A 26,105-nucleotide genomic window follows, 5' to 3' on the forward strand; every position below is an offset into this window, starting at 1 on the left:
GCCGTCGGGTCAGACACAGAATCCATACGTCACCTCAGCGCCAGCGCTTTCAGCAACGCCATATGCGATTCCCCTGCTCTTATGGGGGAGATGGCTTTTGGCACGACGGCTATGGGAAAGCGCGACAGGCCTCGATGCCGATCTCGCGCGCCTGCGCCTCCGCCCCCGCCACCCATTCGGCAACGAGCGGATGCGCCAGCACGGCATCCGCATAGGCCTGGGCATCGGCCGCCAGCGGCACGGAATAGGTGCGGAAGCGGCTGGCCATGGGAGCCCACATGGCGTCCGCGAAGCAGAAGCGCGCGCCGAACAGGAAAGGCCCGCCCTGCCCCCATGTTGCGCGCGTCTGGCGCCAGCTTTCCTGCACCCGCGCCACCTGCGGGGCGACGCCCGGCCGACCCAGCAGCTTCGCATTGCTCGGCACGCCATTGGCGATGGGCCAGCGCTTCACCAGGTTCATCGGCATGGCCGCGCGCAGTTCCACGAAATGCGCATGCATCTCCCCGGCCGAGGAGCGCGCCGCCGTGCGGGCGGGCAGGTCGGCGGGCCAGATGTCGCAGCCTGGCGCCTTCTCCCAGAGATATTCCGCGATCGCCCAGGTGTCGGTGATGGCGAGGTCGCCGTCGAAGAGGATCGGGATCAGCCCGGTCGGCGAGATGGCGGCCAGCTTCGCCTTGCTGTCGTCGCGTGACAGCAGCAGCGTTTCCGTCTCGAAGGGCAGGCCCGAAAGCTTGCAGGCGAGCCAGCCGCGCATGGTCCAGGTGGAGGACCATTTGCCGCCGATGATCAGCTTCATCAGGAAACGCCTCCGTCATGCAAATGGCAGGCCACCGTGACGCCATCGGTCGTCACGTCGCGCGGCGCCTCCCGCGAACAGCGCGGGCCGGCGGCGGGGCAGCGCGGGTGGAAGGCGCAGCCGGGCGGCGGGCGGATCGGGCTCGGCACATCGCCGGCGGCCTCGGGCGGCTGCAGGGTTTCGGCCGTCACGGCCGCCAGCAGCGCCTTGGTATAGGGGTGGCGCGGCGCGTGCCACAGCGCCTCGGCCGGGCCGATCTCCACGATGCGGCCGAGATACATCACGGCGATCCGGTCGCACAGCCAGCGCACCAGGCGCAGGTCGTGGCTGATGAAAAGATAGGTCAGCGCCAGGCGCTGCTGCAGCTCCACCAGCAGATTCACCACCTGCGCCTGGATCGAGACATCCAGCGCGCTGGTGGGTTCATCCAGCACGATGAAGGCGGGCTCGATGGCCAGCGCGCGGGCGATGCCGACGCGCTGGCGCTGGCCGCCCGAGAGTTCGTGCGGATAGCGGCGCATCATGTCCGGGCGCAGGCCAACCGTGCTCAGCAGCTCCGCAATACGCGCGCGACGCGCGGCGGCATTGCCGAAACGGTGCACCACCAGGGGCGATTCGAGAATCCGCTCGATGGTCAGCGAGCGGTTGAGCGAGCTCTGCGGGTCCTGGAACACCATCTGCGCGCGGCGGCGGAAGCCGGGCAGGTCCTGCGCCGGGGGCGCGCCGTCGAACAGGACGGTTCCGGTGGTCGGCGGCTCCAACGCCAAGGCGACGCGACCGAGCGTCGATTTGCCGGAGCCGCTTTCCCCGACGAGGCCCAGGATTTCGGTCCGCGCGATGGAGAGCGACACATCCTGCACGGCGCGCACCACCGGCTGGTTCGGCAGCAGTCGGCCGAGCACGGAGGGCTTCGTGGCATAGTGGCGGGAGACGCCGGTGAGGCTGAGCAGCGGCGTGGTCATGCGGCCTCCGCACGCCAGCAGGCGGCGCGGCGGCCGGAGGCAATCTCGCGCAGGGGCTGCTCCGCGGTGCATTCGGGGGCGGCGCCGGGGCAGCGCGCCTGGAAGGGGCAGCCCGGCGGAAGGCGCGCCAGGTCGGGTGGTTCCCCGGGAATGGCGGGCAGCGGGCCGTCCCGCTTGGTGCCGCGTGGCACGCTGGCCAGCAGCGCCATCGTATAGGGGTGGCGCGGCGTGGCGAGCAGCGCCTGGGTCTGCGCCTCCTCCATGATGCGGCCTGCATACATCACCGCCACGCGGTCGCAGATGCGGCCGATGACCGACAGGTTGTGCGAGATCATCAGCATGGCCATGCCGAGCTCGCGGCGCAGCTCGTCCAGCAACGCCAGGATCTCGGCCTCCACCGTCACGTCCAGCGCCGTGGTGGGCTCGTCCGCGATCAGCAGCGAGGGGCGGCAGATCAGCGCGAGGGCGATCAGCACGCGCTGGCGCATGCCGCCCGAAAGCTGGTGCGGATAGGCGGCCAGGCGGCTTTCGGGCTCCGCGATCCGCATCCGGCGCAGCAGCACCAGGGCTGCCTCCCGCGCCGCTTCCTCCGTGCCGCCATGCAGGCGGTGGATGCGGGTCAGCTGGTCGCCGATGGTCATCACCGGGTTCAGCGCCGCGGCGGGGTCCTGCACCACCATGGCGATCTGCTTCGCGCGCAGGCCGCGCAGCGCCTCCGCATCCAGCTTGCGAAGGTCCTGGCCACGGAACAACAGTTCGCCGCCGATGGTGGCGCTTTCCGGCTGTTGCAGGCGGATGGAGGCGCGCGCGGTGACGGATTTGCCGGAGCCGGATTCGCCGACAAGCCCCAGCACCTCGCCCGCCGCGATATGGAAGGAGACGCCGCGGGAGGGGCGGATCTCGCCGCCCTCGCTGCGGAATCGCGTGACCAGGTCACGCACCTCGAAAAGCATCTTAGGCATCGCCACGCCGTGTCAGCTGCGCCGGGTCCATCACATCGCGCAGCAGGTCGCCGGCCAGGTTGAAGGCGACGACGGTGAGGAAGATCAGCAGGCCCGGGAAGATGGTCAGCCACCACTGGCCGGACATCACATAGGTGCGGCTATCCGCCAGCATGCCGCCCCAGCTGGGTTCGGGCGGCTGGATGCCGAGGCCGAGGAAGGACAGCGAGGCTTCGGTGAGGATGGACGTGGCCACCAGCAAGGTCGCAAAGACGGCGACCGGGGAGACACAGTTGCGCAGCACGTCGCGGAACAGGATGCGCGTTTCGCTGGCGCCCACCGCGCGTTCGGCCATCACATATTGCTCGTTGCGCTCGACCAGCACCGCGGCGCGGACGATGCGGGCGACTTTCGGCGCGTTCAACAAGCCGATCACCACCATCACCTTCATGATGTGCGGAATGACGAAGGGGCCTAATTCCAGGTCCTGCGTGCCGAGCGCGGCGACCACCGCGATGGCCAGCACGATCGGCGGAAAGGCCATCAGCACGTCCATCACCCGCATGATGGCGGAGTCCGTAAAACCTGGGCTGCGGAAGGCGGCGATGGCGCCGAGCGGAACGCCGATGGCCACCGCGATGCCCACGGTCGTCAGCCCCACCGTCAGCGAAACCCGCGTCGCATGCACGCAGCGGGCAAAAATGTCTCGGCCGAACTGGTCGGTGCCGAACCAGAAGGTGGCGTCCGGCGGCCGCAGGCGAAGGCGGGATGGGCGGTTCGGCAGGAACTGCGCGATCTGCTCGGGGAAGATGGCGACGACGACAAGCACCAGCAGGAAGGCGAAGGCGATCAGCGCGAGCGGGTCGCGCTTCATCACCATCCACAGCCGGTTGGGGCGCCGCGGCGCGGCGAGCGTCGCGCTCATCGGCGGATCCGGGGGTCGAGCACGGCGTAGAGCGCATCCATGCCAAAATTGATCAGCACAAACAGCGTGACGTTCAGCAGCACCAGCCCCTGCACCAGCGGATAATCGCGAGAGAGGATGCTCTCATACAACAGCCGCCCCATGCCCGGCAGGTTGAAGATCACCTCCGTCAGCACCGCGCCGGCCAACAGGTAGCCGAAGGAAAAGCCGGCGGCCGTCAATGTGGGAATCAGGGCATTCCGAAAAGCGTCGGTCCAGATGATGGTGCGTTCCGGCACGCCATGGGCGCGCGCCACCGCGATATGCTCCCGCCCCAGCACATCGAGCATGGAGGAGCGCAGCATGCGGGTGATGGTGGCGGCATAGGCGGTGCCGAGCGCCACCGCCGGCAGGATGATGTGCGCGGTGGAGGTGCCGATGCCCGCGCTGAGCGGCTGGTAGCCGCCCGGCGGCAGCCAGCCCAGCACCACGGCGAAGAGCAGGATGGACAGCAGCCCCTGCCAGAAGACCGGCATGGAAATGCCGATCATGGCGACGATCCGGAACAGGTGGTCCAGCGCCCCGCCCTTGTAGCGGGCCGAGAGCACGCCGGCGGGAATCGCGATCGCCATGGCGATCACCAGCGCCACCAGCGAGACATGCAGCGTGACCGGGAAGCGTTCCCCGATCATCGCGGCCACGCCGGCGGAATACATGAAGGACCGCCCGAGATCGCCGGTGACGGCGCCGCCGACCCAGGCGAAATACTGCTGCCACAGCGGCAGGTGCAGGCCGATCGCCTCCCGCATCGCCTGGATCTCGGCGGGCGTCGCATTGCTGGTCATCATCGCGATGGCCGGGTCGCCCGGCAGCGCGCGGACCACCAGGAAGATCAGCACGCTTGCGCCGAACAGCACCAGCGCCAGCGTCGCCGCGCGGCCGAGAAGAAAGTTCGCCATCAGCCCTTCTTGGCGGAGGTCAGGTCCATGAAATACGAATAGCGCGGCCCGAAGCCCGTGATATCCGCGCGCCACAGATGGTAGGCATTGAGCCGCCCGATCCACAAAGCCGGGCAATGATCGACCAGGATCTCCGACACCTTGCGCAGCGCCGGCTTCTTCCGCGCCTCGTCCAGGTACCGGAAACTCTCCATCACGGCGGTGTCATAGGCGGGGTTGCGATAGCCCATCCACTGCGCCTGGTTGCCGTCCTTGTGGTAGTTGTTCCAGATCAGATAGTCCTCGACGGAGGACTGCATCGAGGGATGCGGGAAGGCCTGCCAGTCGCCGTTCTGCGCGCTGCGATACATGCTGACGAAGTCGGTCTGGCGGATGTTCATGCGAATGCCGACCTCGGCGAGGTTGGCCTGCATCACAACCGCGGCCTCCCGCGCCTCCACATAGGCCGAGGGCACCGGCACGATCGCCTCGAAGGTGAAGCCGCGCGGCTGGCCCGCGGCGCGCAGGTGGAATTTTGCGCGGTCCGGGTCGTAGGCCAGCTGCTTGGCCAGGTCTTCCTCGTACCAGAACTCGTTCGGCGAGGCCGGCAGCGCGCTGGCCGTGACCAGGCCGGAATAGATCTCCTCGCAGATATAGTCGCGGTCGATGGCGCAGGAGACGGCGCGGCGCAGGTGGATATTGTCGAAGGGCGCCTTGGCCACGTTCATCGGCATGTAGAAGATGCCGGCGGAGGGCCGCACCGCGCCGCCAAAGCCGCGCTCTCGGCTGACGGCCGCGAAATCCTTCGGCGGGCAGTTGGAGATGATGTCGACGCTGCCGGTGCGCAGATTCGCCAGCTGCGTCGCCGCATCCGGAATGCGCACCAGCCTGATGGTCTGCGTTGCGGGCGCGCCGCCGAAGTAATCCGAAAAAGCCTCGAACTCCACGGCGACATCGGCCTGAAAGCTCTTCGGGATGAAGGGCCCGCAGCCGGCCATGCGGCTGCCGCGATACAGGTTCTCGCCCGTCGCGCCTTCGTTCGTCACATCGCTGCCGCGGCGCACGATGGCGGCCTCATACCCCATCAGCCGCATCCAGCCGACCCAGGGCTCCTTCAGCGAGACCTTGACGACATAATCGCCGTCCTTCTGCACATCGCCGATGAAGCGGCGCAGATTGCCGCGGCGGCGGCCGGTGCTGAGATACTTCTCGTAGCTGTAGAGCACGTCGTCCGAGGTCAGCCGGTCGCCATTGTGGAAGCGCACGTCGCGGCGCAGCTCGAAGGTATAGTTCAGCCCATCATCGGTGATCTGCGGCAGCGCCACGGCCAGGTCCGGCAGCAGCGTGCCATCCACGCCCACCTTCAGCAGGTTGGAATAGGCGAGCAGATTGGCGGCCGCGGTTTCCACATTGCCGACATGCCAGGGGTGGATATTCGGCAGATTGCCGAGCAGAGACGCCGTGACGGTGCCGCGCGGCTGCGCGCCGGCCCGATGCGGCAGGGATGCCGCAGCCAGAATGCCCGCAAGACCCGTCAGCGCGCCACGCCGGCCGATCATCCCGTCCATGCCCTGAGCCCCCTTGCATCGGTTCGCTGGAAGCATGGACGCAAGCTGTGCACCGCGGCAACCCCTGAAACGCCAGTGGCTTACCGTATACGCGCGAACCCTGTTCGCACCCGGTTGCCCTGCCCGCCGCAGTCGCTAAGTTGGCGCCGGCGCAAGAGGACGACGAGAAATGGACGGCATCGCAGCACGCGTGGACCAGGCAGCGGAAGCGGGGGGCGAGGCCGCGGTCGGCTTCCTGCGCGACCTGATCCGGCTGCAATCGGGCGGCGAGGAAGCGGTGCAGGCGCGCGTCGCCGCGGCGCTGGAAGACCTCGGCTGCATCGTCGAGACGCGGCGCTACCAGCCCGCCAGCATCGTGCTGCGCGAGGAATTCGCCAGCGAGGCGGCGATGGCCGCAGAGGAACGCGCCGCTGTCGTCGCGCGCTTCCCCGGCAGCGGCGGCGGCCGCAGCGTGATCTTCTTCGCCCATCCGGATGGCGAACCCTTCAACCCGCAGCATGGCTGGCTGCACGACCCGATGGCCGGCGAGATCGACAATGGCCGCATCCATGGCTGGGGCGTGGCCGATGACCTGGCCGGCGTCGCCACCATGGTGGAGGCGCTGCGCGCCGTGCGGGCGGCGGGCGTCGTGCCGAAGGGCGATGTGATCCTCACCTCCACACCGTCCAAGCGCCATGCGCGCGGCGTGCATGCGCTGCTGCATGGGGGCATCACGGCGGATGCGGCGGTCTATCTGCACCCGGCCGAATCCGGCATCGGCATGCGGGAGGTGAAGGCGCTCGCCTCCGGCCAGCTGGTCTTCCGCATTGTGGTGAAGGGGCGGCTGCCGGCGACGCAGGAGCCGGGTCACACGGCCTTCGCGCATACCGCGATCAATCCGATCGACAAGGCAATGGCCGTGCTCGCGGCGCTGAAGGCGCTCGATGCCAAGCGCGGCGCGCGGGTGCATCACCCGGCGCTGGATGCGGCGATCGGGCGCAGCACCAATCTGCTGGTCGGCGACTTCAAGACGCTGGGCGATGGCCGCGCCGCGCGCGTGCCGCCCGCCGTGCAGCTCTCCTGCGCCCTGTCCTTCCCGCCCGGGGAGAAGCTGGCCGATGTGCAGGCCGAGGTGGAGGCCGCGCTGGCCGCCGCCCAGGCCGCGGATGCGGACCTGGTGCTGGAGACGACCTTCCTGTCGGGCGTCACCGGCGCGGAGGTGAAGATGGACCATCCGCTCTGGATCGAGACCTGCGAGGCGGTGCGCCGCGGCACCGGGACCATGCCGGAGATCAACCCGCTGCATACCTCCTCCGATATCCGCAATCCGATGGTGCAGTCCGGCATTCCCTGCGTCGGCCTCGGCCCGCTCTGTGGCGACCTGACGCAGAATGGCGGGCGGGACGAATGGGTGGATGTGGCGGATTACCGCCGCGGCGTGGCGGTGGTGGCGGCGCTGATCGCCGGCTGGTGCGGCGCGGACTGACCGCCGCGGCGCGGCCCCGGCTGATCCGCGCACACGCGATTTTGGGCTTGGCGCGGCGCCGCCTGACGCCGCACCCTGGCGGGCCAGCAAGGAGCCCGCCATGATGCCACCGATACCCATCCAGGAACCCGCCTGGCTGCGCGAATTCAAGGCCTTCATCATGCGCGGCAGCGTGGTGGACCTGGCCGTGGGTATCGTCATCGGCGCCGCCTTCACGGCGATCGTCGGCAGCCTGGTGGAGGACCTGATCAATCCCATTGTCGGCCTGCTGGTCGGCGGGATCGACTTTTCCAATGTCTTCGTCGTGCTCAGCGGCGAGCGCCGGGCGACGCTGGAAGCGACGCGGGAAGGCGGCGCGGCGGTGCTCGCCGTCGGCCGCTTCATCAATGCCATCATCAAGTTCCTGATCGTGGCGCTGGCGATCTTCTGGCTGCTGAAGGTGCTGACCCGGCTGCATATCCGGCAGGAGGCGGCGAAGGGGCCGAGTTCCACCGACAAGCTGCTGGCGGATATCCTGGAGGAGCTGCGCAAGCGGCCGGAAGCCGCGGCTACGGCGCCCACTCCTCCCCCGCCCATGTCTCCGGCACCCTGAGGGCGCCAGACAGGACTTCCTCGCGCAGCTGATCCAGCCGCGTGGCGAGGGCGGGCGGCACATCCGCCGCCAGCGTCAGCCGGACAGCCTCCTGCACTTCCAGCCCGATGCGCCGGTCGGCGAAGCGATCGGCGAGGAAGGCGGCGATGGCGGCCTCGATCGCCACGCCATTATCGGCGACAGCGGAGGCGAGAAAGACGGGATGCTCCGCCGTCCAGTCCCGCACATTGCCGATGGCGCGCATGCCCGCCGCCTTGCAGGCCGCGATCGCCCCGGCGCGGCCGCCATCCAGCATGGCGAAGTTCAGCGTGGCGCCGGCGGCGGCCTGCGCCGCGATCCAGCGCGCTGCGAGGTCCGGGTCGTGCTGGTTGCCGCAGAAGCCGCTCAACAGGCGTGCGGTGGGATTGGCATGGGCGAGACCTGCGGCGAAGCCGGCGCGGCCGCGCAGGCCTGGCGGCACCGGCTCCCCCGAGAGATGCGCCGCGGTGCCGCCGGGGGCGATCCACCAGCCGGCCAGCGCGCCGGCGAGGAAGGCCGATTGCTCCTGCAGCACCTCGAAGCCCGCGATGTTCGGGCCGCTGATGCGCCCCTGGGTCACCGCGAAGGCGACGTCCGGGAAGGCCGGCGCCACCGCGGCCACCGCCTGTTCCCCCTGCCCGCCATGCGCGATGACGAGCTCCGCGCGCGCCGCCGCGGCCTCGATGGTTTGGGCGCGGCGGGCGGGGTTTGGCTCCCACAGCGTCTCGATCCGCACGGGCAGGTCGCCGCAACGGGCCAGGCACTGGACGCCGGCGGCGTTGAAGGCGCCGATCTCCAGCGGGTCCGTGCCGGGGCGGCCGAAGAGCACGGCCACCACCCGGGGCAGATGGCTCATTGCGCGGTGAGGCCCAGCGCCTTCACCGCGCCGCCGACCACGCGCACTTCCACGGATACATAGGTGGCGAATTCGGGCTGGGTCATCGGCCGCATGGCGATGCCGTGTTCCAGGATGCGGCTTTTCATCAGGGGGGTGTCGAGCGCCGCCGCCACCTCCCGGTGCAGCGTGGCGATAATGGGCGCGGGCAGCCCGGCGGGGCCCGCCAGGCCGAGCCAGTTCTCCGCCACCAGGCCCGGAAAACCACCCTCCGCTGTCGTTGGTACTTCGGGCGCCATTTCCTGCCGCGCGGGCGCGGTGATGGAAATGGCGCGCAGCCGGCCGGCGCGGATGTGCTCGACATTCTGCGGCAGCGTGTCGAAGGACAGCGGAATGGCGCCGCCCAAAAGGTCCGCCTGCATGGGGGCACTGCCGCGGTACGGCACATGCGTCAGCTGCGCCCCGGTGCGCTGGATGAAGGACTCGCCAAAAATATGGGCGACGGAGCCGGCGCCGGAGCTGCCGAAGCCCGGCGGGGCGGGCTGCGCCTTGATCCAGGCGACCAGGCCCGCGAGGTCGGTGGCCGGCACCAGGCGCGGATTCACCATGATCACCAGCGGCGTCGCGCCGAGATAGGCGATATGGGTGAAGCCCGTGACCGGGTCGTAGGGCACATTGGCGTAGATGGGCGGGGAGGTGACGATGGGCGCGGTATTGGAGAGCAGCAGCGTATAGCCATCGGCCGGCTGCGTCGCGACATAGGCGGCGCCCAGCGTGCCGCCGGCGCCGGGGCGGTTCTCCACCAGCACGCGCTGCGGCAGGCGCTGGGACAGCACCTCCGCCAGCACGCGCGCCACGATGTCCGACGATCCGCCGGGCGGGAAGGTGACGATGATGCGGATCGGCCGGCTCGGCCAGGCCGGCTGCGCGTGCAGCCCGCTGCTGGTGGAGAAGGCGGCGAGTGCCGCGAGAACGGGCAGGTGGCGGCGGCGCATGGCGGTGATCCTCACTCGTATCGCCCGCGAGGCAATTGCCGTGCCGCGGGCGCCCGGTGCAGGCTGCGCGCATGGATCCCAAAGCCCTGATGCCGGAGGCGCCGCGCCTGCTGGCCACCATCCTGCCCTCCGCCAATACGGTGGTGGAGCGCACCACCCGCGCCCTGCTGCATGACCTGCCCGGCCTGCTGCCGATCTTCACCCGCGTCGCCAAGCGCGGCGCGGTCGATCCCTTCCCGGATGGCTATGACTGGGAGGCGATGATGCAGGCCGCCGTGCTGCTGGCCGATGCGAAGCCGGAGGCGATCATCTGGTCCGCCAGCAAGGGTGCCGTGATCGGGCTGCAGCATGACCGCGAACTGGTGCGCCGCGTGCGGGCGGAAACCGGCCTGCCCTGCGCCACCAGCGGCCTCGCCCTGCTGGAAGCCCTGGCCCTGCTGGGTGCGCGCCGCGTCGCGCTGATCGGGCCGCATACGGCGGAGTACAACCACCGCGCCGCGCGCGGCCTGGCGGCGGAGGGGGTGGAGATGGTGGCGGAGGCCAGCCTCGGCATCACGGACAACCTGGCCTTCGCCTCGGTGGGCTATGAAGGCGTGGTCGCGCTGGCGCGGCAGGTGGCGCGACCGGGGGTGCAGGCCATCATCCTGTGGAACACCAATTGCGCCGGCGCGCCGATCGCGGCGGCGCTGGAGGCGGAGACCGGCATCCCGCTGCTGGATGCGACGGCGCTCGGCCTCTGGGGCGGGCTGGGCGCGGCGGGCATTCCGCAAGGCCCTGGCCCGGCATGGGGGCGGCTGTTTACCCTGGCGCCAGGGGGAGATGCGTGATGCCTGGGATATCCGTGCATGCGGTGGATGTGGCGAGCGGCCGGCCGGGGCTCGGGATGAAGGTAGAGATCCACCGCATCCTGCCCGATGGCGGCCGGCAGGCCGTGGCGGAGGGGCGGCTGGGCGCGGATGGCGCGCTGGACCACCCGGTGACCCAGGGCCAAGGCGTGCAGGAAGGGGTGCACGAAGTGCTGTTCCATATCGGCGATTTCTTCGCCGAGTCCCACAACCCGCCGCCGCCCTTCCTGGAGCTGGTGCCCTTCCGCTTCCGCGTCTTCGACGCGATGCTGCACTACCACTTGCCGATCAAATTCACCCCCTGGGGTTTTTCGCTGTATCGCGGCGCATGAGCCTGCTTCCGGGCGGCATGCCCCCCGCCAGCCGCGACCTGGCCGGCCGCGCCGGCGCACCCTCCTCCGCCCGCTGGCCAGGCGGGGCGAAGCTCGCGCTGTCCTTCGTGGTGAATGTGGAGGAAGGGGCGGAGCTGTCCCTGACCTCCGGCGATGCCCGCAACGAGGCGACCTATGAGGCGCGGGAGGAGGTGGTGGGCCACCCCGACCCCTGCATGGAAAGCCATTTCGGGTATGGCAGCCGGATCGGCCTCTGGCGGATATTGGATGCCTTCGATGCGCATGGCGTGAAGGCCACCTTTTCGAGCTGCGGGCGCGCGGTCGCCGCCACGCCGATCCTCGCCGCGGCGCCGCATGCGCGGGGGCACGAGATCTCCGCGCATGGCTGGCGCTGGGAAAGCCATGCGGGCATGGCGGAGGATACGGAACGCGCGGTGATCGCCGCGACCGTCGCCGCCATCCGGGATGCCACCGGCGAAAGGCCGGTTGGCTGGCACACGCGCAGCGCCTCCTCCGTCAATACCCGTCGCCTGCTGCTGGAGGAGGGCGGCTTCCTCTATGACAGCGACAACTACGACGAGGACCTGCCGCGGCTGCACAGCGCGACGCATGTGCGCCTGCCCTATGCCTTCGACACCAACGACATGCGCTTCGCCCCCGGCGGCGGCTTTGTTCACCACGAGGACTTCTCCCGCACCTGCATCGCGGCGATCGACTGGCTGCTGGCGGAGGGCGAGCCGCGCATGCTCTCCATCGGCCTGCATCTCCGCATCATCGGGCGGCCGGCGCGCATGCCGGGGCTGGCGGCGGTGCTGCGGCATGTGGCGGGGCGGGAGGAGATCTGGGTGGCGCGGCGTTGCGACATTGCGCGGCACTGGCTGACGCAGGAGACGGCGCCGTGAGACTTCTGGTGGTCAACAGCAACACGACCGACAGCGTCACGGCGCGGATTGATGCCGCGGCCAAGGCGGCCGCCTCCCCGGGCACGCTCGTGCAGACCGTCTCCGCGCCCTTCGGCCTGCCGCTGATCGTCAGCCGCGCGGATTGGCTGGTGGCGGGGCCGGCGACGCTGGCGGCGCTCGCGGCGCAACGCGGCCAGTATGATGCGGCGGTGATCGCCTGCTTCGGCGATCCGGGCCTCGACGCGGCGAAGGAACTGCTGGACGTGCCGGTGCTCGGCATCAGCGAGGCCGCCTTCCATGCCGCGAGCATGCTCGGCCGGCGTTTTGGCGTGGTCTCCTTCACCGCGGCGCTGCGGCCGATGTTCGAGGACTGCCTGGCGCATCACGGCCTGGCCGCCCGCTGCGCCGGCTTTCGCATGGGCCCCGCCTTCGCCGGCGATCCCGGCCTGGTGGCGGAGCAGCGCGCGGAACTGCTGGTGGAGCTTTGCCTGAACTCGGTGGAGCAGGATGGGGCGGAGGCGGTGATCCTGGCCGGCGGACCGCTGGCGGGCCTCGCCCCCGTCATCGCCGATCGCGTCCCGGTGCCGCTGGTGGATGGCACGGCGGCCGCGGTGCGGATGGCGGAGGCGCTGGTGGGCCTGGCGCCACCCGGCGCGCCCCGCCCGAAGCGCGCCCGCGCGCTGACCGGTTTTGCGCGCGAGATTGCCGCCCTCTACGCGGGATGAAGATGCGCTGGCTGCTGCTCGCACTGCTGACCCTGGCCGCGCCCGCGAAAGCGGAGACGCTGGCCGCCTTCCGCATCACCCCGCCCGGCCGCGAGGCCCCCGCCTCCCTGCTCATCCCCAATTCGCACCAGCCGGAGCCCGGCCTGCTGCCGCCCGCCGCCAGCGTCTTCGAGGGCCGCGCCGCGCTGCTGCTGGAATCGGTGGAAGACGCGGAGGATGTCAGCGACCTGCTGCGCGCCCCGCCCGGCTTTGGCGTGCTGGACCCCTTCCCGCCCGCCGAGCGCCGGCTGCTGGAGGCCGCCACCGCCTGCACCCGGCTGATCCCGGAGCCGCTGAGCCCGCTCGGCCTGTTCCTGGCCCTGCTGGCCGCCACGCAGCCCCCCGCCGCCCCCTGCCCCGGCCTCCCGCCGCCCAGACCCATGCCGGAGGGTGCCGCCGAAGCTGGCGGCGGCGACCCGGCGCTGCGGGCGCTGGCGCAGCGCCAGGGAATCCCCATCCAGGGGCTGGAGACGCGCCGCGACATGCTGCTGGCCCTGCGCGGCATGGGCGGCGATGCGGTGCTGCGCCTGGTCGGGCTGATGGCGCGCCAGCTGCGGCAGGGCGATCCGGTGCTGGAGGTGCGGATGGTCGAGGCCCTGCTGGCCGGCGATTTCGACCGGCTGCGCGCCCAGATGCTGGCGCCCATGGCCGCCGAGCCCGGCCTCGCCCAGGCCTTCGCCCGGCAGATGCTGGATGGGCGCAATGCCGTGATGGCGCGGCGCCTGGCGCAGCGGCTGCCGCGTGAAAGCCTGGTGATCGCCATCGGCGCCGCCCACGCCGCCGGGCCTGCCGGGGTGCCGGCCCTGCTGCGCCGGGCGGGCTTCCGGGTGGAGCCGGTGCGCATCCCGGCGGCGCCGCTGGAGTGATGTCGGCACGGCGATTGCATCGTCACGCCAACGCAATGCCGGAGAGACCGATGACCACCCGCCGCCAGATCCTCGCCGCCGCCATGATGGCCCCCCTCGCCGCCCCGGCCCTGGCGCAGAGCCCCTGGCCGAACCGGCCGGTGCGCATCCTGAACCCCTATGCCCCGGGCGGCACCAGCGACCTCATCATCCGCCCGCTGACGGACCGGCTGGAACGCGCCTTCGGCCGGCCCTTCATCATCGAGAACAAGCCCGGCGCCGGCGGCACGGTGGCGACCGCGGAAGCCGCGCGCGCGCAGGCGGATGGGCATACGCTGCTGGTCACCAATACCGGGCCGCTGGCCGTGGCCGCCGCCTTGTTCCGCAGCCTGGCCTATGATCCCCAGCGTGCCTTTTCCTGGGTCAGCATGCTCGGCGGCGCGCCCATCGTCTGCGCGGTGAAGGGCGACAGCCCGATGGCGACGCTGGCCGACTACAAGGCGCTGGCGGCACGGCGGGCGGAGGAGGTTTCCTTCGGCTCCTCCGGCATCGGCTCCATGGGCCATCTCACCGGCGTGATGTGGGGGCTGGAGGCCGGGGTGCAGATGCTGCACGTGCCCTTCCGCGGCGCGGCGGAGGCGCAGCAGAGCGTGCTGGGCGGCAATACCACCTCGCTCTGGGACACCTCGGGCGCCAATGCGGGGGCGATCCGCGGCGGCTCGCTGAAGGCGCTCGGCGTCTCCAGCGCGGAGCGCGTCTCGGCCCTGCCGGATGTGCCGACGCTGGTGCAGGCCGGCTTCCCGGGATCGGTCTCCACCAACTGGTTCCTGATGGCCGCGCCCGCCGGGCTGGACCCCGCCATCGCGGCGCGGCTGAACACGGAATTGCAGGCGGGCCTCGCCGATGCCGCCATCAAGGCGCGGCTGGAGAGCGTGGGCGTGGTCTCGCTCGGCGATATGAGCCCGACGGCCATCGCGGACTTCGTGGCCAGGGAGACGACGCGCTGGGCCCCGGTGGTGCGCGCGGCGGGCGTGCAGCCGAGCTGACGCCCGGGGGCAGCGTTCGGGCATCGGGCGCGCCGCGCATCGGCATCGCCCGCCCCCTTCGCACCGCAGCATCGGGGTGCCAGCATGGCTCGGCACATCGATGAGGGATCGCGGATGCCTGAGCTTCCCCGACGCGGCCTGCTGGCCCTGGCCGGCCTCGCCCCCCTGCCCGCGGCCGCGCAGACGCCGCCCTGGCCCAGCCGGCCGCTGCGCATCATCGTGCCCTATCCGCCGGGCGCCGGCACGGACCTGTTGGCGCGGGCCTATGCCCAGCGGCTGACGGAGCTGCTGGGCCAGCCGGTGGTGATCGAGAATCGCGCCGGCGCCAGCGGCATGATCGGCACGGAGGCCGCGGCGCGCGCCCCGGCCGATGGCTATACCATCCTGATGGCCAATTCCTCGGTGCTCGCCATCAACCCCGCGATCCGCGCCAGCCTGCCCTATGACCCGATCGGCAGCTTCGACCCGGTGGCGCTGGTCGGCGCCAATGACACCGCCCTGGTGGTGCGCAGCGCCTCGCCCTTCCGCAGCGTGGCGGATCTGGTCGCGGCGGCGAAGGCTTGGCCGGGGGCGCTCAGCTATTCCTCCGCCGGGACCGGCACCTCCACCCATATGGCGGCGGAATTCTTCAAGCAGATGGCGGGGGTGGATATCCTGCACGTGCCCTATCGCGGCAGCCCCCAGGCGGTGACGGATATGCTGGGCGGCCAGGTCGACATGACCTTCAACACGGTGAATTCGGTGGTGACGGCGGTGCGGGACGGCGCGGCGCGGGCGCTGGCCACCACCGGCGCCACGCGGGACCCGGTGCTGCCGGATGTGCCGACCCTGGCGGAGCTCGGCTTTCCCGCCTACCAGGCCAGCGGCTGGCTCGGCTTCGTGGTGCCGGCGGGCACGCCGAGCGACATCGTCTCCGAACTGGCGGGCGCCATCGCCCAGGTGGCGGCGCAGCCGGGCTTTGCCGAGCGCATCGCGGGCATCGGCCTGAAGCCGATCCTCAGCACCCCCGCCGAATTCCGCGCCATCATCGCGCCCGAGATCGCGCGCTGGACGGATGTGGCGCGCCGCGCCGGGGTGCAGGTCGAGTGATGCTGACGCGGGAGACGGTCTGCGGCACGCGCCACGCCATCTCATCCGGCCACTACCTGGCGACAGCCGCGGGCTTCGCGGTGCTGCAGGCCGGCGGCAATGCGGTGGATGCGGGCTGCGCGGCGGGGCTGGCACTCGGCGTGCTGCATCCGGACCTGGTGAGCGTGGCAGGTGTCGCGCCCATCATCCTGCGCACGGCGGACGGCCTGGTGGAGACGATTGCGGGCGTCGGCCCCTGGCCGGCGGCGACCGATGCACATTACTTCCAGCGCGAGCATGCCGGCCGGATGCCGGCGGGCGTGCTGCGCACGGTGGTGCCGGCCGCACCCTGCGCCTGGATCACCGCGCTGCAACGCCACGGCACCATGGGTTTTTCCGAAATGGCCGAACACGCCATCCGCTTCGCCGCGGAAGGATTCTCGGTCTATCCGCTGCTGGCCGAGAATCTCGCGAACCATGCGGCGGAGTATCGGCGCTGGCCGCAGAACGCGGCGATCTACCTGCCGGGCGACAGGCCGCCCGCGGCCGGCGAGCTCTTCCTCCAGGCGGACCTCGCCGCCACGCTGCGCTTCATGGTGGATGAGGAGCGCGCGGCCCGTGCCCGCGGCGCGGATCGCGTAGCGGGGCTGCAGGCGGCGCGGGATGCCTTCTATCGCGGCGATATCGCCCGGCGGATGGTCGATTTCCTGCAATCCGAAGGCGGCTGGCTGTCGCGCGAGGACCTTGCCTGCTTCCGCTGCCCGGTGCTGCCGGCCGTGGGCGTGGAATGGCGCGGCCAGCAGGTGTTCACGGGCGGTGCCTGGTGCCAGGGACCGACCTTGTTGCAGGCGCTGCGCATGGCGGAACGCGCCGGGCTCGCGGAGCTGCCGCACAACTCGGTGGACTACCTGCACCTGCTGGCGGAGGTGCTGAAGATCGCCTTCGCCGATCGCGAGCATCACCTGGGCGATCCGGACTTTGTCGATGTGCCGCTGGCCGCCATGCTGTCCGACGAGCACGTGGCCGCGCGCGTCGCGGCGATCGATCCGGCAGGTGCGCATCCCGGCATGATGGCGGCGCGGCTCGGCAGCGGGCGCGGCGTGCCGGCCGCCACGACGGCACTCGATCCGCCGGTCGAGGCCGGCACCTCCTATGTCTCGGTGGTGGATCGCTGGGGCGGGGCCTTTTCCTCCGCGCCCTCCGATGCCTCCTGGTCCAGCCCGGTGGTGCCGGGGCTGGGCTTCGTGCCGTCCAACCGCGGCTCGCAGAACCGCACGGACCCCACGCACCCCGCCGGCATCGCGCCGGGCAAGCGGCTGCGGCTGACGCCGATGCCGGCGCTGGCGCTGGGGGCGGATGGCAGCGTGATGCCCTTCGGCTCTCCGGGGAATGACGTGCAGCCGCAGGCGCTGCTGCAGGTGCTGATGAATCTGTTCGTCCATGGCCTGTCGCCGCAGGCGGCAGTCGAGGCGCCGCGCATCGCCAGCTACGCCTTCCCCGGCACCAGCGCCCCGCACGACCATTTCCCGTCCCGCCTGGCGGTGGAATCGCGCATCCCGGAAGCGACACGCGATGCGCTCGCGGCGATGGGGCACGACATCCGGCCATGGCCGGAACGCACCTGGCTGGCCGGCTGCGTCGAGCTGGTGCGGCAGGATGCGCGCGGCCTGCTCTCCGCCGCCGCCGATCCGCGCCGGCCAGCCGCGGCCATCGCGATATGATCCTGGCGCGGCTGCGGCGCATCGGTGCGCTGGCGGCGCCGACCGCGCTGGTCGCCATCCTGCAGGTCTTCGGCCAGCTCTTCGAGACCTGGCTGGCGGCGCGGCAGGGTACGGCGGCGCTGGCGGGCTGGGCCACGGTGCTGCCCTTCGCGCTGCTGATGCAGATGATGTCCACGGGCGCCATGGGCGGCGGCGTGGTCTCCGCCATCGCGCGCGCGCTCGGCGCCGGAAGGCGGGACGAGGCCTCCGCCATGGTGCTGCATGCGGGGCTGATCGCGCTCGCCGCCGGGTTTCTGTTCGCGCTGCCGCTGGCGCTGTTTCCGCGTGCGATCTTCGGCGCCATCGGCGGGGCTGCGGTGGCGGAGGCCGCGGCGCCCTATGCGGTCTGGCTGTTCGGCGCCGCGGCGGTCCCGATCTGGATGACCAACACCCTGGCCTCCGTGCTGCGCGGCGGGGGGCGGCATGCGCTGGCGGCGCGGGTGCTGGTGCTGGCCTGGCTGGCGCTGCCGCCCACCAGCTGGGCGCTGGCGGAACCGGTCGGCATGGGCCTGGCCGGCATCGGCGCGGCCATGGCGCTGGTTTTTGGTATCGCGACGCTCGCCATGGCGCTGGTGGTGCTGCGCGGCGGCGCCGGCTTCGTGCCGACCTTGCGGATGCGCCCGCGCGCGGCGGTCTTCGCAAAGATCCTGTCGGTGGGGCTGGTGGCGAGCGGGCTGGCGGTGGTGGCGAACCTCGCCACCATCCTGGTGACGGCGCAGATGGCAGCCTATGGCGCCGTGGCGGTCGCGGCCTATGGCATTTCCGCGCGGCTGGAATTCCTGATGATCCCCCTGGCCTTCGGCATCGGCTCCGCGCTCACCGCGCTCGTCGGCCGCGCGGCGGGGGCCGGGGATTGGGCGGAGGCGCGGGCCCTGGCCTGGACCGGCGCGGCCATGGCGCTGCTGCTGACCGGCGCGGCCGGGCTGGTGGTGGCGCTGGCGCCGGTGCAGGTGGCCTCGCTCTTCACCGGCGATGCGGCGGTGGTGGCGATTGCAGCACGGGGCCTCGCCTATGTCGGCCTTGCCTTCGGCGGCTTCGGGCTCGGCATGGCGCTGTATTTTGCCAGCCAGGGCGCCGGGCGCATGGGCTATCCGGTGGCCGGCGCGTTGTCGCGGCTCGCGCTGGCGGTCGGTGGCGGGGCATTGCTGGCCGGGCCTTTCGGCATGGGCATCGAGGGGCATTTCCTGGGTGTCGCGCTGGGCATCACCGCCTATGGCCTGGTGACCGCCGCCGGTGTGCGCCGGGCGGTCTGGCCGGGACGCGCCTGACGCGGCAGGATGCGCCCCAAGAAATCGGGGAAACGCAGCCTTGGCCGAATCGGGTGAGCTGGCCGCCTTGCGCGACACCGTGCGCCGCTTTGCCGAAAGCGAGGTGGCACCCCGCGCGGCGGAGCTGGATGAGAGCGAGGCTTTTCCGGCCGAGATCTACCGCGCCCTGGGCGGGCTCGGCCTGCTCGGCATCACCGTGCCGGACCGCCTCGGCGGGGCGGAGGCCGGGGTGCAGGCCTATGCCATCGTCATGGAGGAGTTGTCGCGCGGCTATGCCAGCGTGGCGGATCAGGTGGGGCTGGTGGAGTTGCTGGGCACGCTGCTTGCCGAACACGGCACGCCCGCCCAGCAGGCGCAGTACCTCACGCCCCTGCTGCGCTATGAGCAAAACTGCGCCTATGCGCTGACCGAGGCCGAGGCCGGATCGGACCTCGCCAATCTGAAGACCACCGCGCGCCGCGATGGCCCCGACTGGCTTCTGACGGGCGAAAAGATGTGGATCCACATGGCGCCGCGGGCGGATCTCGCGGCGGTTCTGGCGCGCACGGATCCCGCCGCCGGGCATCGCGGCATGTCGATCTTCCTGGTGGATCTCGCCGCACCGGGCGTCGAGCGGCTGCGCGCCGAGCACAAGATGGGCCAGCGCGCCTCCCCGGTCGGCGGGCTGCGCTTCCAAGATGTGCGTCTGCCGGGGGATGCGCTGCTGGGGCCGCAGGGACGTGGCTTCCACATGATGATGTCCGTGCTGGACAAGGGCCGCATCGGCATCGCCGCGCTCGCACTCGGCATCCTGCAACGCGCGCTGGAGGAGAGCATTTCCTACGCGAAGCAGCGCGTGCAGTTCGGCAAGCCGATCGCCGAGCAGCAGGCGATCCGTTTCCTGATCGCCGACATGGCGAAGGACGCCCATGCGGCGCGCCTGATGGTGCGCGATGCCGCGCAGGGCATGGATGAGGGCCGCCGTGTGACGCTGGAGGCGAGCATGGCCAAATGCTTCGCCAGCGATGCAGCTGTGGCCCGCACCGCGGATGCGGTGCAGATCCATGGCGGCACCGGCTATATCCGCGGCGTGACGGTGGAGCGGCTGTATCGCGACGCCAAGATCACGCAGATCTACGAAGGCACCAACCAGATCCAGAGGGTCATCATGGCACGCGAGATTTTTTCGTGACGCGCCCCGTTGCATTGGTCACCGGCGCGCGGCGGGGGATCGGGCGGGCCAGTTGCGTGGCGCTGGCGGCCGCCGGCTATGACGTGCTCGGCTGCGACCTGGGCGAGGACGGTTTCGCCGAGACCGGTGCGGCGGTGGAAGCCGCCGGCGGGCGCTTCGCCTGGCAGCTCTGCGATGTCTCCGACCTGGATGCGGTGGAGGCCATGGTGGACTGGGCCTGGACTCACTGGGGCGGGGTGGAGGCGCTGGTGAACAATGCCGGCGTCGGCGCCCTGCAGCGCGGCGACCTGCTGGAGGTCACGCCCGAATCCTGGGACCGGTGCCTCGACATCAATACCCGTGCGCCCTTCTTCGTCTCCCAAAACGTGGCGCGGCGGATGGTGGCGGAAGGCGCGCCGATGCGCGGCAATCGCGCCCTGGTCTTCATCTCCTCCGCCAATGCGGCGATGGCGAGCGCGGATCGCACGGAATACAGCGCCAGCAAGATCGCCGTCAGCATGGTGGCGCGCTGCTTCGCCATCCGCATGGCGGAGGAAGGCGTGCCGGTCTACGACATCCGCCCCGGCGTGATCCGCACCGACATGACGGCGGCCGTGACCGCAAAATACGACAAGCGGATCGCGGAGGGGCTTTCGCCGATCCGCCGCTGGGGCGAGCCGGAGGATGTCGGCCGCGCCATCGCCGCCCTCGTCACCGGCGCCATTCCCTTCTCCACCGGCGATGCCTTCCACATCGACGGCGGCCTGCACATGCATCGCCTATGAAGATCGACCCCGCGCTGCTGCGCTACGAGCAGGTCGAACCAGGCCTGGTCATCAAGACCGGCGGCATCACCGTCACGGAGGCCCATATCATCGCCTTCGCCGGGCTGACTGGCGATTTCTTCGACATCCATATGGATGATGATTATGCGCGCGGCCTCGGCTATCCCGGCCGCGTCGCGCATGGGCTGCTGGGCCTCGCGCTCTGCGACGGGTTGAAGAACCGGGCGCCGACGAAATTCGCGGCGATCGTCTCGCTCTCCTGGCGCTGGTCCTTTGCGGGGCCGATCCTGGTGGGCGACCGGATCGCGGCGCGGATCACGGTGCTCTCGAAGCGGCTGACCAAAAATCCGGCGCGCGGGATCGTCACCATGTCCTTCGACCTGACCAATCAGCGTGGCGAGGTCGTGCAGAAGGGCGAGAACGACCTGATGGTGCACACCTCAAAGGTCGACGAAGGCGCCTAGCTCAGCGCTGCGCAGGATCGCCTCGATCGTGTGCAGCACGGGCAGGCCGGTGGCCCCGTCATTCATCGGCGCGCGGCGCTGGGTGATGGCGTCACACACCTCCGCCAGCATGGCGCGGTGCGGTCCGTGGTCGAAGGCCATGGGGTCGGCGCCGCCCCCGCCGGCCATGGCGCCGTCCACGATCTCGACGGGGCGGCCCTTCACATGCAGCTCCAGACGCTCCGCCACCAGCGATGCGCTGCCGCCGGTGCCGGCGATCTCGACGCGTTCCGGATAGCCCGGCTCCGCCACGGTGGTCGCATCCAGCACGCCGATGGCGCCGCTGCGGAAGTGCAGCGCGGCGGCGGCCATGTCCTCGGTATCGATCGCGCGCAGCCCGCTGGTCTTCGCCAGGGCACCAACCCGCGCCAGTGGCCCCGCGAGATGCAGCAGCAGGTCCAGGGTGTGGATCGCCTGGGTCAGCAGCACGCCGCCGCCATCCCGCGCGCGCATCCCGCGTCCGGGCTGCGCGAAGTAGGCCGCATCACGCCACCAGCGGATGCTGGCCGAGCAGGACAGCAGCCTGCCGAGCTCGCCCCCCTCCACCGCCTGCTTCAGCCGCAGCGCCGCCGGCCGGAAGCGGTGCTGGAAGACCACGCCGAGCGTCACGCCCGCCTCCCGCGCCACCTGCACCAGCGCCTCGGCCTCTGCCGCCGTGCGCTCCAGCGGCTTCTCCACCAGCATGTGCTTGCCCGCCGCGGCCGCGGCGCGAGCCACCGGCAGGTGCTGACCCGGCGGCGTCAGCACCAGCACCAGATCCAGCCCGGTCGCGGCCAGCAGCGCCTCCAGGCTTTCGAAGACCGGTGCCTTCCAGCGCAGTGCAAAGCCATCGCGGCGCTCCGCACTCGGGGAAAAACCGCCGACCAGCCGCGCAGTGCCGGCTTCCTCCAGGTCGCGGATCGCCAGCATATGCGGCTGGGTCGCCATCCCCAGCCCGACGACGCCGATGCCGATCATGGCCCCGCCCCCTCCCGCAGCGCCGCCAGGCACAGCACGTTCATCTCGTTCTCATAGGCGAGGCCGGCGCTCAGCGGCGCTTCCAGCGATTGCCGCACCGCCGCCTTCACCGCCTGCACCGCGACGGGCGAGAGCGCCGCCAGACGCGCACAGAGCGCGCGCGCCGCATCTTCCAAGGCGTCGTCCGGCACCAGCTGCTCCACCAGCCGCAGCCGCAGCGCCTCCGCCCCGTCGATTGGATCCCCGGTCAGCAGCAGCCGCATGGCCTGGCCGAGACCCGCCACGCGCGGCAGCAGCTGGGAGGCGCCGCCACCGCCGACCCAGCCGCGCGTGACTTCCGGAAAGCCGATGCGGCTGCTCTCCGCCGCGATGCGGATATCGGCCGCCAGCGCCAGTTCGAAGCCGCCGCCCAGCGCCCAGCCCTTGATCGCGGCGACCACCGGCTTGCGGATCGCTCGCACGGCGCCCGGGTAGTCCGGCCGGTGCCGGAAATCCCAGGCCGTCCGGAAAGCCTCGATGGCGCGCAGATCCATGCCCGCGCAGAAGGCCCGCTCGCCCGCGCCACGCAGCAGCACCGCGCGCACTGCCTCATCCGCATTGATGGCACGCGCATGCTCGGCCAGCTGCGCGGCCATGGCATTGGTGATGGCATTGTGCTTGGCGGGCCGATCCAGCGTCAGCACCGCCACGCCCTCGGCCACCTCCAGGATAACCTGGCCGTCCTGCATCCCTCTTCCTCCCCTGCGCCACCCGGTTAGAGTGTTGGGAACAACGGTTGGGGAAACGGGCGCAATGCGCAAGGTCACGGCGCGGCAGGCGGCATCGCTGCTGCAGGATGGCGACACGCTGCTGATCGGCGGCTCCGGCGGCGGACATGCGGTGCCGGAGGCGCTGCTGGCAGCCCTTGGCGCGCGTTTTCGCGAGAGCGGTGCGCCGCGTGGCCTGACCGCGCTGCATCCGGTGGGGGTGGGCGATGGCGCTGCGCGCGGGCTGGGGCACCTGGCCCAGAAGGGCCTGCTCCGCCGCAATATCGCCGGCAGCTATGTGAACAGCCCGCCGATCGGCGCCATGGCGCTGGCCGATGAGATCGAGGCCTGGTCCCTGCCGCAGGGTTCTCTCAGCCAGCTGATGCGCGAGATGGCCGCGGGCCGCATGGGTCTGTTCACGAAAACCGGGCTGCACAGCTTCGTCGATCCGCGCCTGCAGGGCGGCCGGCAATCCGCTTCCGCGAAGGAAGACCTGGTGGAGCTGGTGACCATCCGCGGCGAGGAGATGCTCTTCTACAAGCCCTATCACATCGACATCGCCTTCCTGCGCGGCACCACCGCGGATGAGGACGGCAACGTGTCCATGGAGCAGGAGGCGGTGACGCTGGAGATGCTGTCGGAGGCGCAGGCCACCAAGCGCTGCGGCGGCGTCGTGGTGGTGCAGGTCAAGCGCATGGCGCCGCGCGGCAGCCTGAATCCGAAGATGGTGAAGATCCCCGGCATCCTGGTGGACCTGGTGGTGGTGGAGCCGGAGCAGGAACAGACCTACCTCACCCCCCATTCCCCCGCCTATTCCGGCGAGGCGCGGATCCCGCTGGATGACATCCCCCGCCTCAGGCTGGATGCGCGCAAGATCGTGGCGCGGCGCGGCGCGCTGGAATTGTTCCCGCGCGCCATCTGCAATCTCGGCTCCGGCATCTTCACGGGTCTCGCCAATGTGGCGGCGGAGGAAGGCTGCCTGGATGCCATCTGCCTGACCAATGAACAGGGCAATATCGGCGGCGCACCGGCCAGCGGCGGGGATGCGGGCGCGGCCATGAACCCCGATGCCACGGTGGACCAGCCCTACCAGTTCGATTTCTACGATGGCGGCGGGCTCGACCTCGCCTTCCTGTCTTTCGCCGAATTTGATGCAGCGGGCAACGTCAATGTCTCCCGCTTCGGCGGCAAGCTGATCGGGCCGGGCGGCTTCATCAACATCAGCCAGAATGCGCAGCGCGTGATCTTTGGTGGCACGCTGACCGCCGGCGGCAAGCCCAAGGCGGTGCAGCAGGTGGAGCAGATCACCTTCTCCGGCGCCTTCGCCCGGCAGCGTGGCCAGCCGGTGCTCTATGTGACGGAGGCCGCCGTCTTCCGCCTCGGCGACCGCGGTCCTGAACTGATCGAGATCGCGCCGGGCCTGACGGTGGAGGAGCTGTGCGGGCGCATGGGCTTCCGGCCCGCCATCGCGCCCGATCTGCGGGAGATGGAGGCGCGGCTTTTCGCCGAGCCGCGCATCGGCCTCGCCGCCCACATCGCAGGACGCCCCGCCAAGGCGCAGTCGCCGCGGCTGGCCGGGCTGTGAACTTCGGGATCGAGGTCGGGGCCGAGGCGCAGTTCACCAAGCAGGTGACGGAGCGCGACCTGCTGCTGACGGCCGAGATCACCGGTGACCACGACCCGCTGCATGTCGATGCCGCCTATGCCGCGCAGACGCCCTTTGGCCAGCGCATCGCGCATGGCGCGCTGGTTCTGGGGCTGCTCTCCGCCACGGCATCGGAGATCGCACATCGCGCCATCGCGGCCGGCTGCACGGGCGTGCCCGTCTCGCTGGGCTATGACGGCGTGCGCTTCCTCGCGCCCGTCTTCATCGGCGATCGGCTGCAGGCCCGCTATCGGGTGGCGGCGCTGGATCCCGCGAAGGGCCGCAGCGAGGCTGACTGCGAGGTGGTGAACCAGGCGGGCCGATGCTGCCTTGTGGCGCGCCATATCCTGAAATGGGTGCCTGCAAGCCGGTAACTGGGCGGTTTCCAAGCCCGGCAGGACCGGTCTAAGCTGCCCGTGTGAACCGGGCGAATGACCCGGCAGCAAGGGGAGTTGGTCCATGGAACGTCGCGCTCTGCTCGGCGGCATTGCCGCTGCAACCGGTCTGCTCGCCGCGCCGCATGTCGTGCGCGCGCAGGCGCCGATCACGCTGAACGGCGCCAGCCAGTTCAACGAGGAACACGTCTTCACCCGCGCCATGAAGCACTTCGCCGAGAAGGTCGTGGAGTACTACGGCCGTCCCGTGAACTTCGTCTGGCACCTGAACAGCTCGCTGGGGCTGGAGAAGCAGTATTTCGAATACATGTCCGCCGGCCGCGCCGTGGATTTCGGCATCGTCAGCCCGGCGCATATGTCCACCTTCAGCCGCGCCGCCCCCTTCATCGACGCGCCCTTCCTGTTCCGCGACCTGGCGCATTGGAACAAGGTGCTGGACGGGGACATGCTGAAGCCTGTCTCGGACGAGGTGGAGCGCCGCGCCCGCGTGGCGCTGATCGGCTATGCCGGCGGCGGCACGCGCAACATCTTCTCGAACCGCCCGGCCAGCAACATGGCGGAGCTGCGCGGTCTGCGCGTGCGCGTGCAGGGCGCGCCGATCTGGTCGCGCACCTTCCAGGCCATCGGCATGGCGCCGCAGGTCATCGCCTATAACGAGGTCTACAACGCCATCCAGAACAACGTCATCCAGGCCGGTGAGAACGAGGCCGCGGGTGTCGAGCAGATGCGCTTCTACGAGGTCGGGCCGAACCTGATCATGACGGAGCATGCCATCACGGTCCGCCCGCTCTGCTTCTCCGCTCAGACCATGCAGCGCCTGCCGCGTGAGCTGCAGGAGGCGGTGCGCCGCGCGGGCCGCGAGGCTGGCGTCTTCGGCCGCAATGCCGAAAGCGGCGAGGATGCGCAGAAGATCACGGCGCTGGAAGCCGCTGGCCGCCTGAAGAAGATCGCCTTCACCGAACGCGCGCAGATGAATGCCGCCGTGCTGCCGGTGATGGAGGCCTATGCCAAGGAGATCGATGCGGACCGCATCTTCGCCTCGATCAACGCGCTGACCTCCTGACCCTCCCGGCGGGGCGC

At 70.8% G+C, this 26,105-nt stretch carries 27 protein-coding genes; 17 read left to right on the forward strand and 10 right to left on the reverse strand.

Annotated features, from left to right (window positions below; genetic code table 11):
* Window positions 1–109: 109 nt before the first annotated feature.
* The 6 genes from ACTIF1_RS17685 to ACTIF1_RS17710 are packed head-to-tail and all read right to left on the reverse strand — an operon-like array spanning window position 110 to window position 6,109.
* Window positions 110–796: a glutathione S-transferase N-terminal domain-containing protein gene (locus ACTIF1_RS17685; protein WP_439597773.1), complete on the reverse strand. Its 687-nt coding sequence runs from the start codon at window positions 794–796 to the stop codon at window positions 110–112.
* Entirely contained in the window at window positions 796–1,758 is a 963-nt protein-coding gene (locus tag ACTIF1_RS17690; protein WP_439597774.1) for an ABC transporter ATP-binding protein, read from the reverse strand. The genes ACTIF1_RS17685 and ACTIF1_RS17690 overlap by 1 nt, the downstream gene beginning before the upstream one ends.
* Window positions 1,755–2,720: an ABC transporter ATP-binding protein gene (locus tag ACTIF1_RS17695; protein WP_439597775.1), complete on the reverse strand. Its 966-nt coding sequence runs from the start codon at window positions 2,718–2,720 to the stop codon at window positions 1,755–1,757. The genes ACTIF1_RS17690 and ACTIF1_RS17695 overlap by 4 nt, the downstream gene beginning before the upstream one ends.
* On the reverse strand, window positions 2,713–3,624 hold the full coding sequence (locus tag ACTIF1_RS17700; RefSeq protein WP_439597776.1) for an ABC transporter permease: 912 nt from the start codon (window positions 3,622–3,624) through the stop codon (window positions 2,713–2,715). The genes ACTIF1_RS17695 and ACTIF1_RS17700 overlap by 8 nt, the downstream gene beginning before the upstream one ends.
* Window positions 3,621–4,562 carry an ABC transporter permease gene (locus ACTIF1_RS17705; protein ID WP_439597777.1) on the reverse strand — a complete coding sequence of 314 codons (942 nt, stop codon included), beginning with the start codon at window positions 4,560–4,562 and terminating at the stop codon, window positions 3,621–3,623. Before ACTIF1_RS17705 ends, ACTIF1_RS17700 begins: the two co-directional genes overlap by 4 nt.
* A complete protein-coding gene (locus ACTIF1_RS17710) occupies window positions 4,562–6,109 on the reverse strand; it encodes an ABC transporter substrate-binding protein (RefSeq protein WP_439597778.1) in 1,548 nt (515 codons plus the stop codon). Before ACTIF1_RS17710 ends, ACTIF1_RS17705 begins: the two co-directional genes overlap by 1 nt.
* 169 nt (window positions 6,110–6,278) lie before the next feature.
* Here ACTIF1_RS17710 and ACTIF1_RS17715 point away from each other — a divergent pair, with 169 nt between their 5' ends.
* Window positions 6,279–7,574, forward strand: coding sequence for a M20 family metallopeptidase (locus ACTIF1_RS17715; protein WP_439597779.1), 1,296 nt, complete (start codon window positions 6,279–6,281; stop codon window positions 7,572–7,574).
* 100 nt (window positions 7,575–7,674) lie between these two features.
* The gene (gene mscL / locus ACTIF1_RS17720; protein ID WP_439597780.1) at window positions 7,675–8,166 is read left to right on the forward strand and encodes a large conductance mechanosensitive channel protein MscL; all 492 of its coding nucleotides are present in this window, start codon (window positions 7,675–7,677) and stop codon (window positions 8,164–8,166) included.
* On the opposite strand, the gene ACTIF1_RS17725 is transcribed toward mscL, so the two are convergent.
* Complete coding sequence (locus tag ACTIF1_RS17725; RefSeq protein ID WP_439597781.1) at window positions 8,123–9,040, reverse strand: BMP family ABC transporter substrate-binding protein; 918 nt, start codon at window positions 9,038–9,040, stop codon at window positions 8,123–8,125. The genes mscL and ACTIF1_RS17725 overlap by 44 nt on opposite strands.
* Window positions 9,037–10,014: a Bug family tripartite tricarboxylate transporter substrate binding protein gene (locus ACTIF1_RS17730; protein WP_439597782.1), complete on the reverse strand. Its 978-nt coding sequence runs from the start codon at window positions 10,012–10,014 to the stop codon at window positions 9,037–9,039. Before ACTIF1_RS17730 ends, ACTIF1_RS17725 begins: the two co-directional genes overlap by 4 nt.
* A 71-nt stretch (window positions 10,015–10,085) precedes the next feature.
* On the opposite strand from ACTIF1_RS17730, the gene ACTIF1_RS17735 reads away from it, so the two are divergent.
* The 12 genes from ACTIF1_RS17735 (at window position 10,086) to ACTIF1_RS17790 (ending at window position 21,243) form a co-directional block, all read left to right on the forward strand.
* Window positions 10,086–10,841 carry an aspartate/glutamate racemase family protein gene (locus ACTIF1_RS17735; RefSeq protein ID WP_439597783.1) on the forward strand — a complete coding sequence of 252 codons (756 nt, stop codon included), beginning with the start codon at window positions 10,086–10,088 and terminating at the stop codon, window positions 10,839–10,841.
* Window positions 10,841–11,191 carry a hydroxyisourate hydrolase gene (locus ACTIF1_RS17740; RefSeq protein WP_439597784.1) on the forward strand — a complete coding sequence of 117 codons (351 nt, stop codon included), beginning with the start codon at window positions 10,841–10,843 and terminating at the stop codon, window positions 11,189–11,191. Before ACTIF1_RS17735 ends, ACTIF1_RS17740 begins: the two co-directional genes overlap by 1 nt.
* The gene (locus tag ACTIF1_RS17745; protein ID WP_439597785.1) at window positions 11,188–12,093 is read left to right on the forward strand and encodes a polysaccharide deacetylase family protein; all 906 of its coding nucleotides are present in this window, start codon (window positions 11,188–11,190) and stop codon (window positions 12,091–12,093) included. Before ACTIF1_RS17740 ends, ACTIF1_RS17745 begins: the two co-directional genes overlap by 4 nt.
* Entirely contained in the window at window positions 12,090–12,818 is a 729-nt protein-coding gene (locus tag ACTIF1_RS17750) for an aspartate/glutamate racemase family protein (protein ID WP_439597786.1), read from the forward strand. The genes ACTIF1_RS17745 and ACTIF1_RS17750 overlap by 4 nt, the downstream gene beginning before the upstream one ends.
* Window positions 12,815–13,723 carry a TraB/GumN family protein gene (locus ACTIF1_RS17755; RefSeq protein ID WP_439597787.1) on the forward strand — a complete coding sequence of 303 codons (909 nt, stop codon included), beginning with the start codon at window positions 12,815–12,817 and terminating at the stop codon, window positions 13,721–13,723. The genes ACTIF1_RS17750 and ACTIF1_RS17755 overlap by 4 nt, the downstream gene beginning before the upstream one ends.
* A gap of 50 nt (window positions 13,724–13,773) precedes the next feature.
* Entirely contained in the window at window positions 13,774–14,748 is a 975-nt protein-coding gene (locus ACTIF1_RS17760; RefSeq protein ID WP_439597788.1) for a Bug family tripartite tricarboxylate transporter substrate binding protein, read from the forward strand.
* A 114-nt stretch (window positions 14,749–14,862) separates the two neighbouring features.
* Window positions 14,863–15,837 (forward strand): Bug family tripartite tricarboxylate transporter substrate binding protein, encoded by a 975-nt coding sequence (locus tag ACTIF1_RS17765; RefSeq protein ID WP_439597789.1) that lies wholly within the window; start codon window positions 14,863–14,865, stop codon window positions 15,835–15,837.
* The gene (locus ACTIF1_RS17770) at window positions 15,837–17,537 is read left to right on the forward strand and encodes a gamma-glutamyltransferase family protein (protein ID WP_439597848.1); all 1,701 of its coding nucleotides are present in this window, start codon (window positions 15,837–15,839) and stop codon (window positions 17,535–17,537) included. The genes ACTIF1_RS17765 and ACTIF1_RS17770 overlap by 1 nt, the downstream gene beginning before the upstream one ends.
* Window positions 17,534–18,844 (forward strand): MATE family efflux transporter, encoded by a 1,311-nt coding sequence (locus ACTIF1_RS17775; RefSeq protein ID WP_439597790.1) that lies wholly within the window; start codon window positions 17,534–17,536, stop codon window positions 18,842–18,844. The genes ACTIF1_RS17770 and ACTIF1_RS17775 overlap by 4 nt, the downstream gene beginning before the upstream one ends.
* 40 nt (window positions 18,845–18,884) lie before the next feature.
* Window positions 18,885–20,015, forward strand: coding sequence for an acyl-CoA dehydrogenase family protein (locus tag ACTIF1_RS17780; protein ID WP_439597791.1), 1,131 nt, complete (start codon window positions 18,885–18,887; stop codon window positions 20,013–20,015).
* On the forward strand, window positions 20,012–20,779 hold the full coding sequence (locus ACTIF1_RS17785) for a 3-ketoacyl-ACP reductase (RefSeq protein WP_439597792.1): 768 nt from the start codon (window positions 20,012–20,014) through the stop codon (window positions 20,777–20,779). Before ACTIF1_RS17780 ends, ACTIF1_RS17785 begins: the two co-directional genes overlap by 4 nt.
* Window positions 20,776–21,243: a MaoC family dehydratase gene (locus ACTIF1_RS17790; protein ID WP_439597793.1), complete on the forward strand. Its 468-nt coding sequence runs from the start codon at window positions 20,776–20,778 to the stop codon at window positions 21,241–21,243. The genes ACTIF1_RS17785 and ACTIF1_RS17790 overlap by 4 nt, the downstream gene beginning before the upstream one ends.
* Here ACTIF1_RS17790 and ACTIF1_RS17795 read toward each other — a convergent pair.
* Both ACTIF1_RS17795 and ACTIF1_RS17800 read right to left on the reverse strand, forming a co-directional pair.
* The gene (locus ACTIF1_RS17795; RefSeq protein WP_439597794.1) at window positions 21,220–22,239 is read right to left on the reverse strand and encodes a Gfo/Idh/MocA family protein; all 1,020 of its coding nucleotides are present in this window, start codon (window positions 22,237–22,239) and stop codon (window positions 21,220–21,222) included. The genes ACTIF1_RS17790 and ACTIF1_RS17795 overlap by 24 nt on opposite strands.
* Window positions 22,236–22,967, reverse strand: a complete 732-nt coding sequence (locus tag ACTIF1_RS17800; protein WP_439597795.1) for an enoyl-CoA hydratase/isomerase family protein — start codon at window positions 22,965–22,967, stop codon at window positions 22,236–22,238. Before ACTIF1_RS17800 ends, ACTIF1_RS17795 begins: the two co-directional genes overlap by 4 nt.
* Before the next feature lie 64 nt (window positions 22,968–23,031).
* Between ACTIF1_RS17800 and ACTIF1_RS17805 the strand changes: the two genes are divergently transcribed.
* The 3 genes from ACTIF1_RS17805 to ACTIF1_RS17815 all read left to right on the forward strand — a co-directional run bounded on the left by ACTIF1_RS17805 (window position 23,032) and on the right by ACTIF1_RS17815 (window position 26,088).
* The gene (locus tag ACTIF1_RS17805) at window positions 23,032–24,570 is read left to right on the forward strand and encodes an acyl CoA:acetate/3-ketoacid CoA transferase (protein ID WP_439597796.1); all 1,539 of its coding nucleotides are present in this window, start codon (window positions 23,032–23,034) and stop codon (window positions 24,568–24,570) included.
* Complete coding sequence (locus ACTIF1_RS17810) at window positions 24,567–25,004, forward strand: MaoC family dehydratase (protein ID WP_439597797.1); 438 nt, start codon at window positions 24,567–24,569, stop codon at window positions 25,002–25,004. Before ACTIF1_RS17805 ends, ACTIF1_RS17810 begins: the two co-directional genes overlap by 4 nt.
* 85 nt (window positions 25,005–25,089) lie before the next feature.
* On the forward strand, window positions 25,090–26,088 hold the full coding sequence (locus tag ACTIF1_RS17815) for a TRAP transporter substrate-binding protein (protein WP_439597798.1): 999 nt from the start codon (window positions 25,090–25,092) through the stop codon (window positions 26,086–26,088).
* Window positions 26,089–26,105: the final 17 nt, after the last annotated feature.

Origin of the sequence: Falsiroseomonas sp. (genome assembly GCF_051860665.1) — a bacterium.
Taxonomy (GTDB): domain Bacteria; phylum Pseudomonadota; class Alphaproteobacteria; order Acetobacterales; family Acetobacteraceae; genus Falsiroseomonas.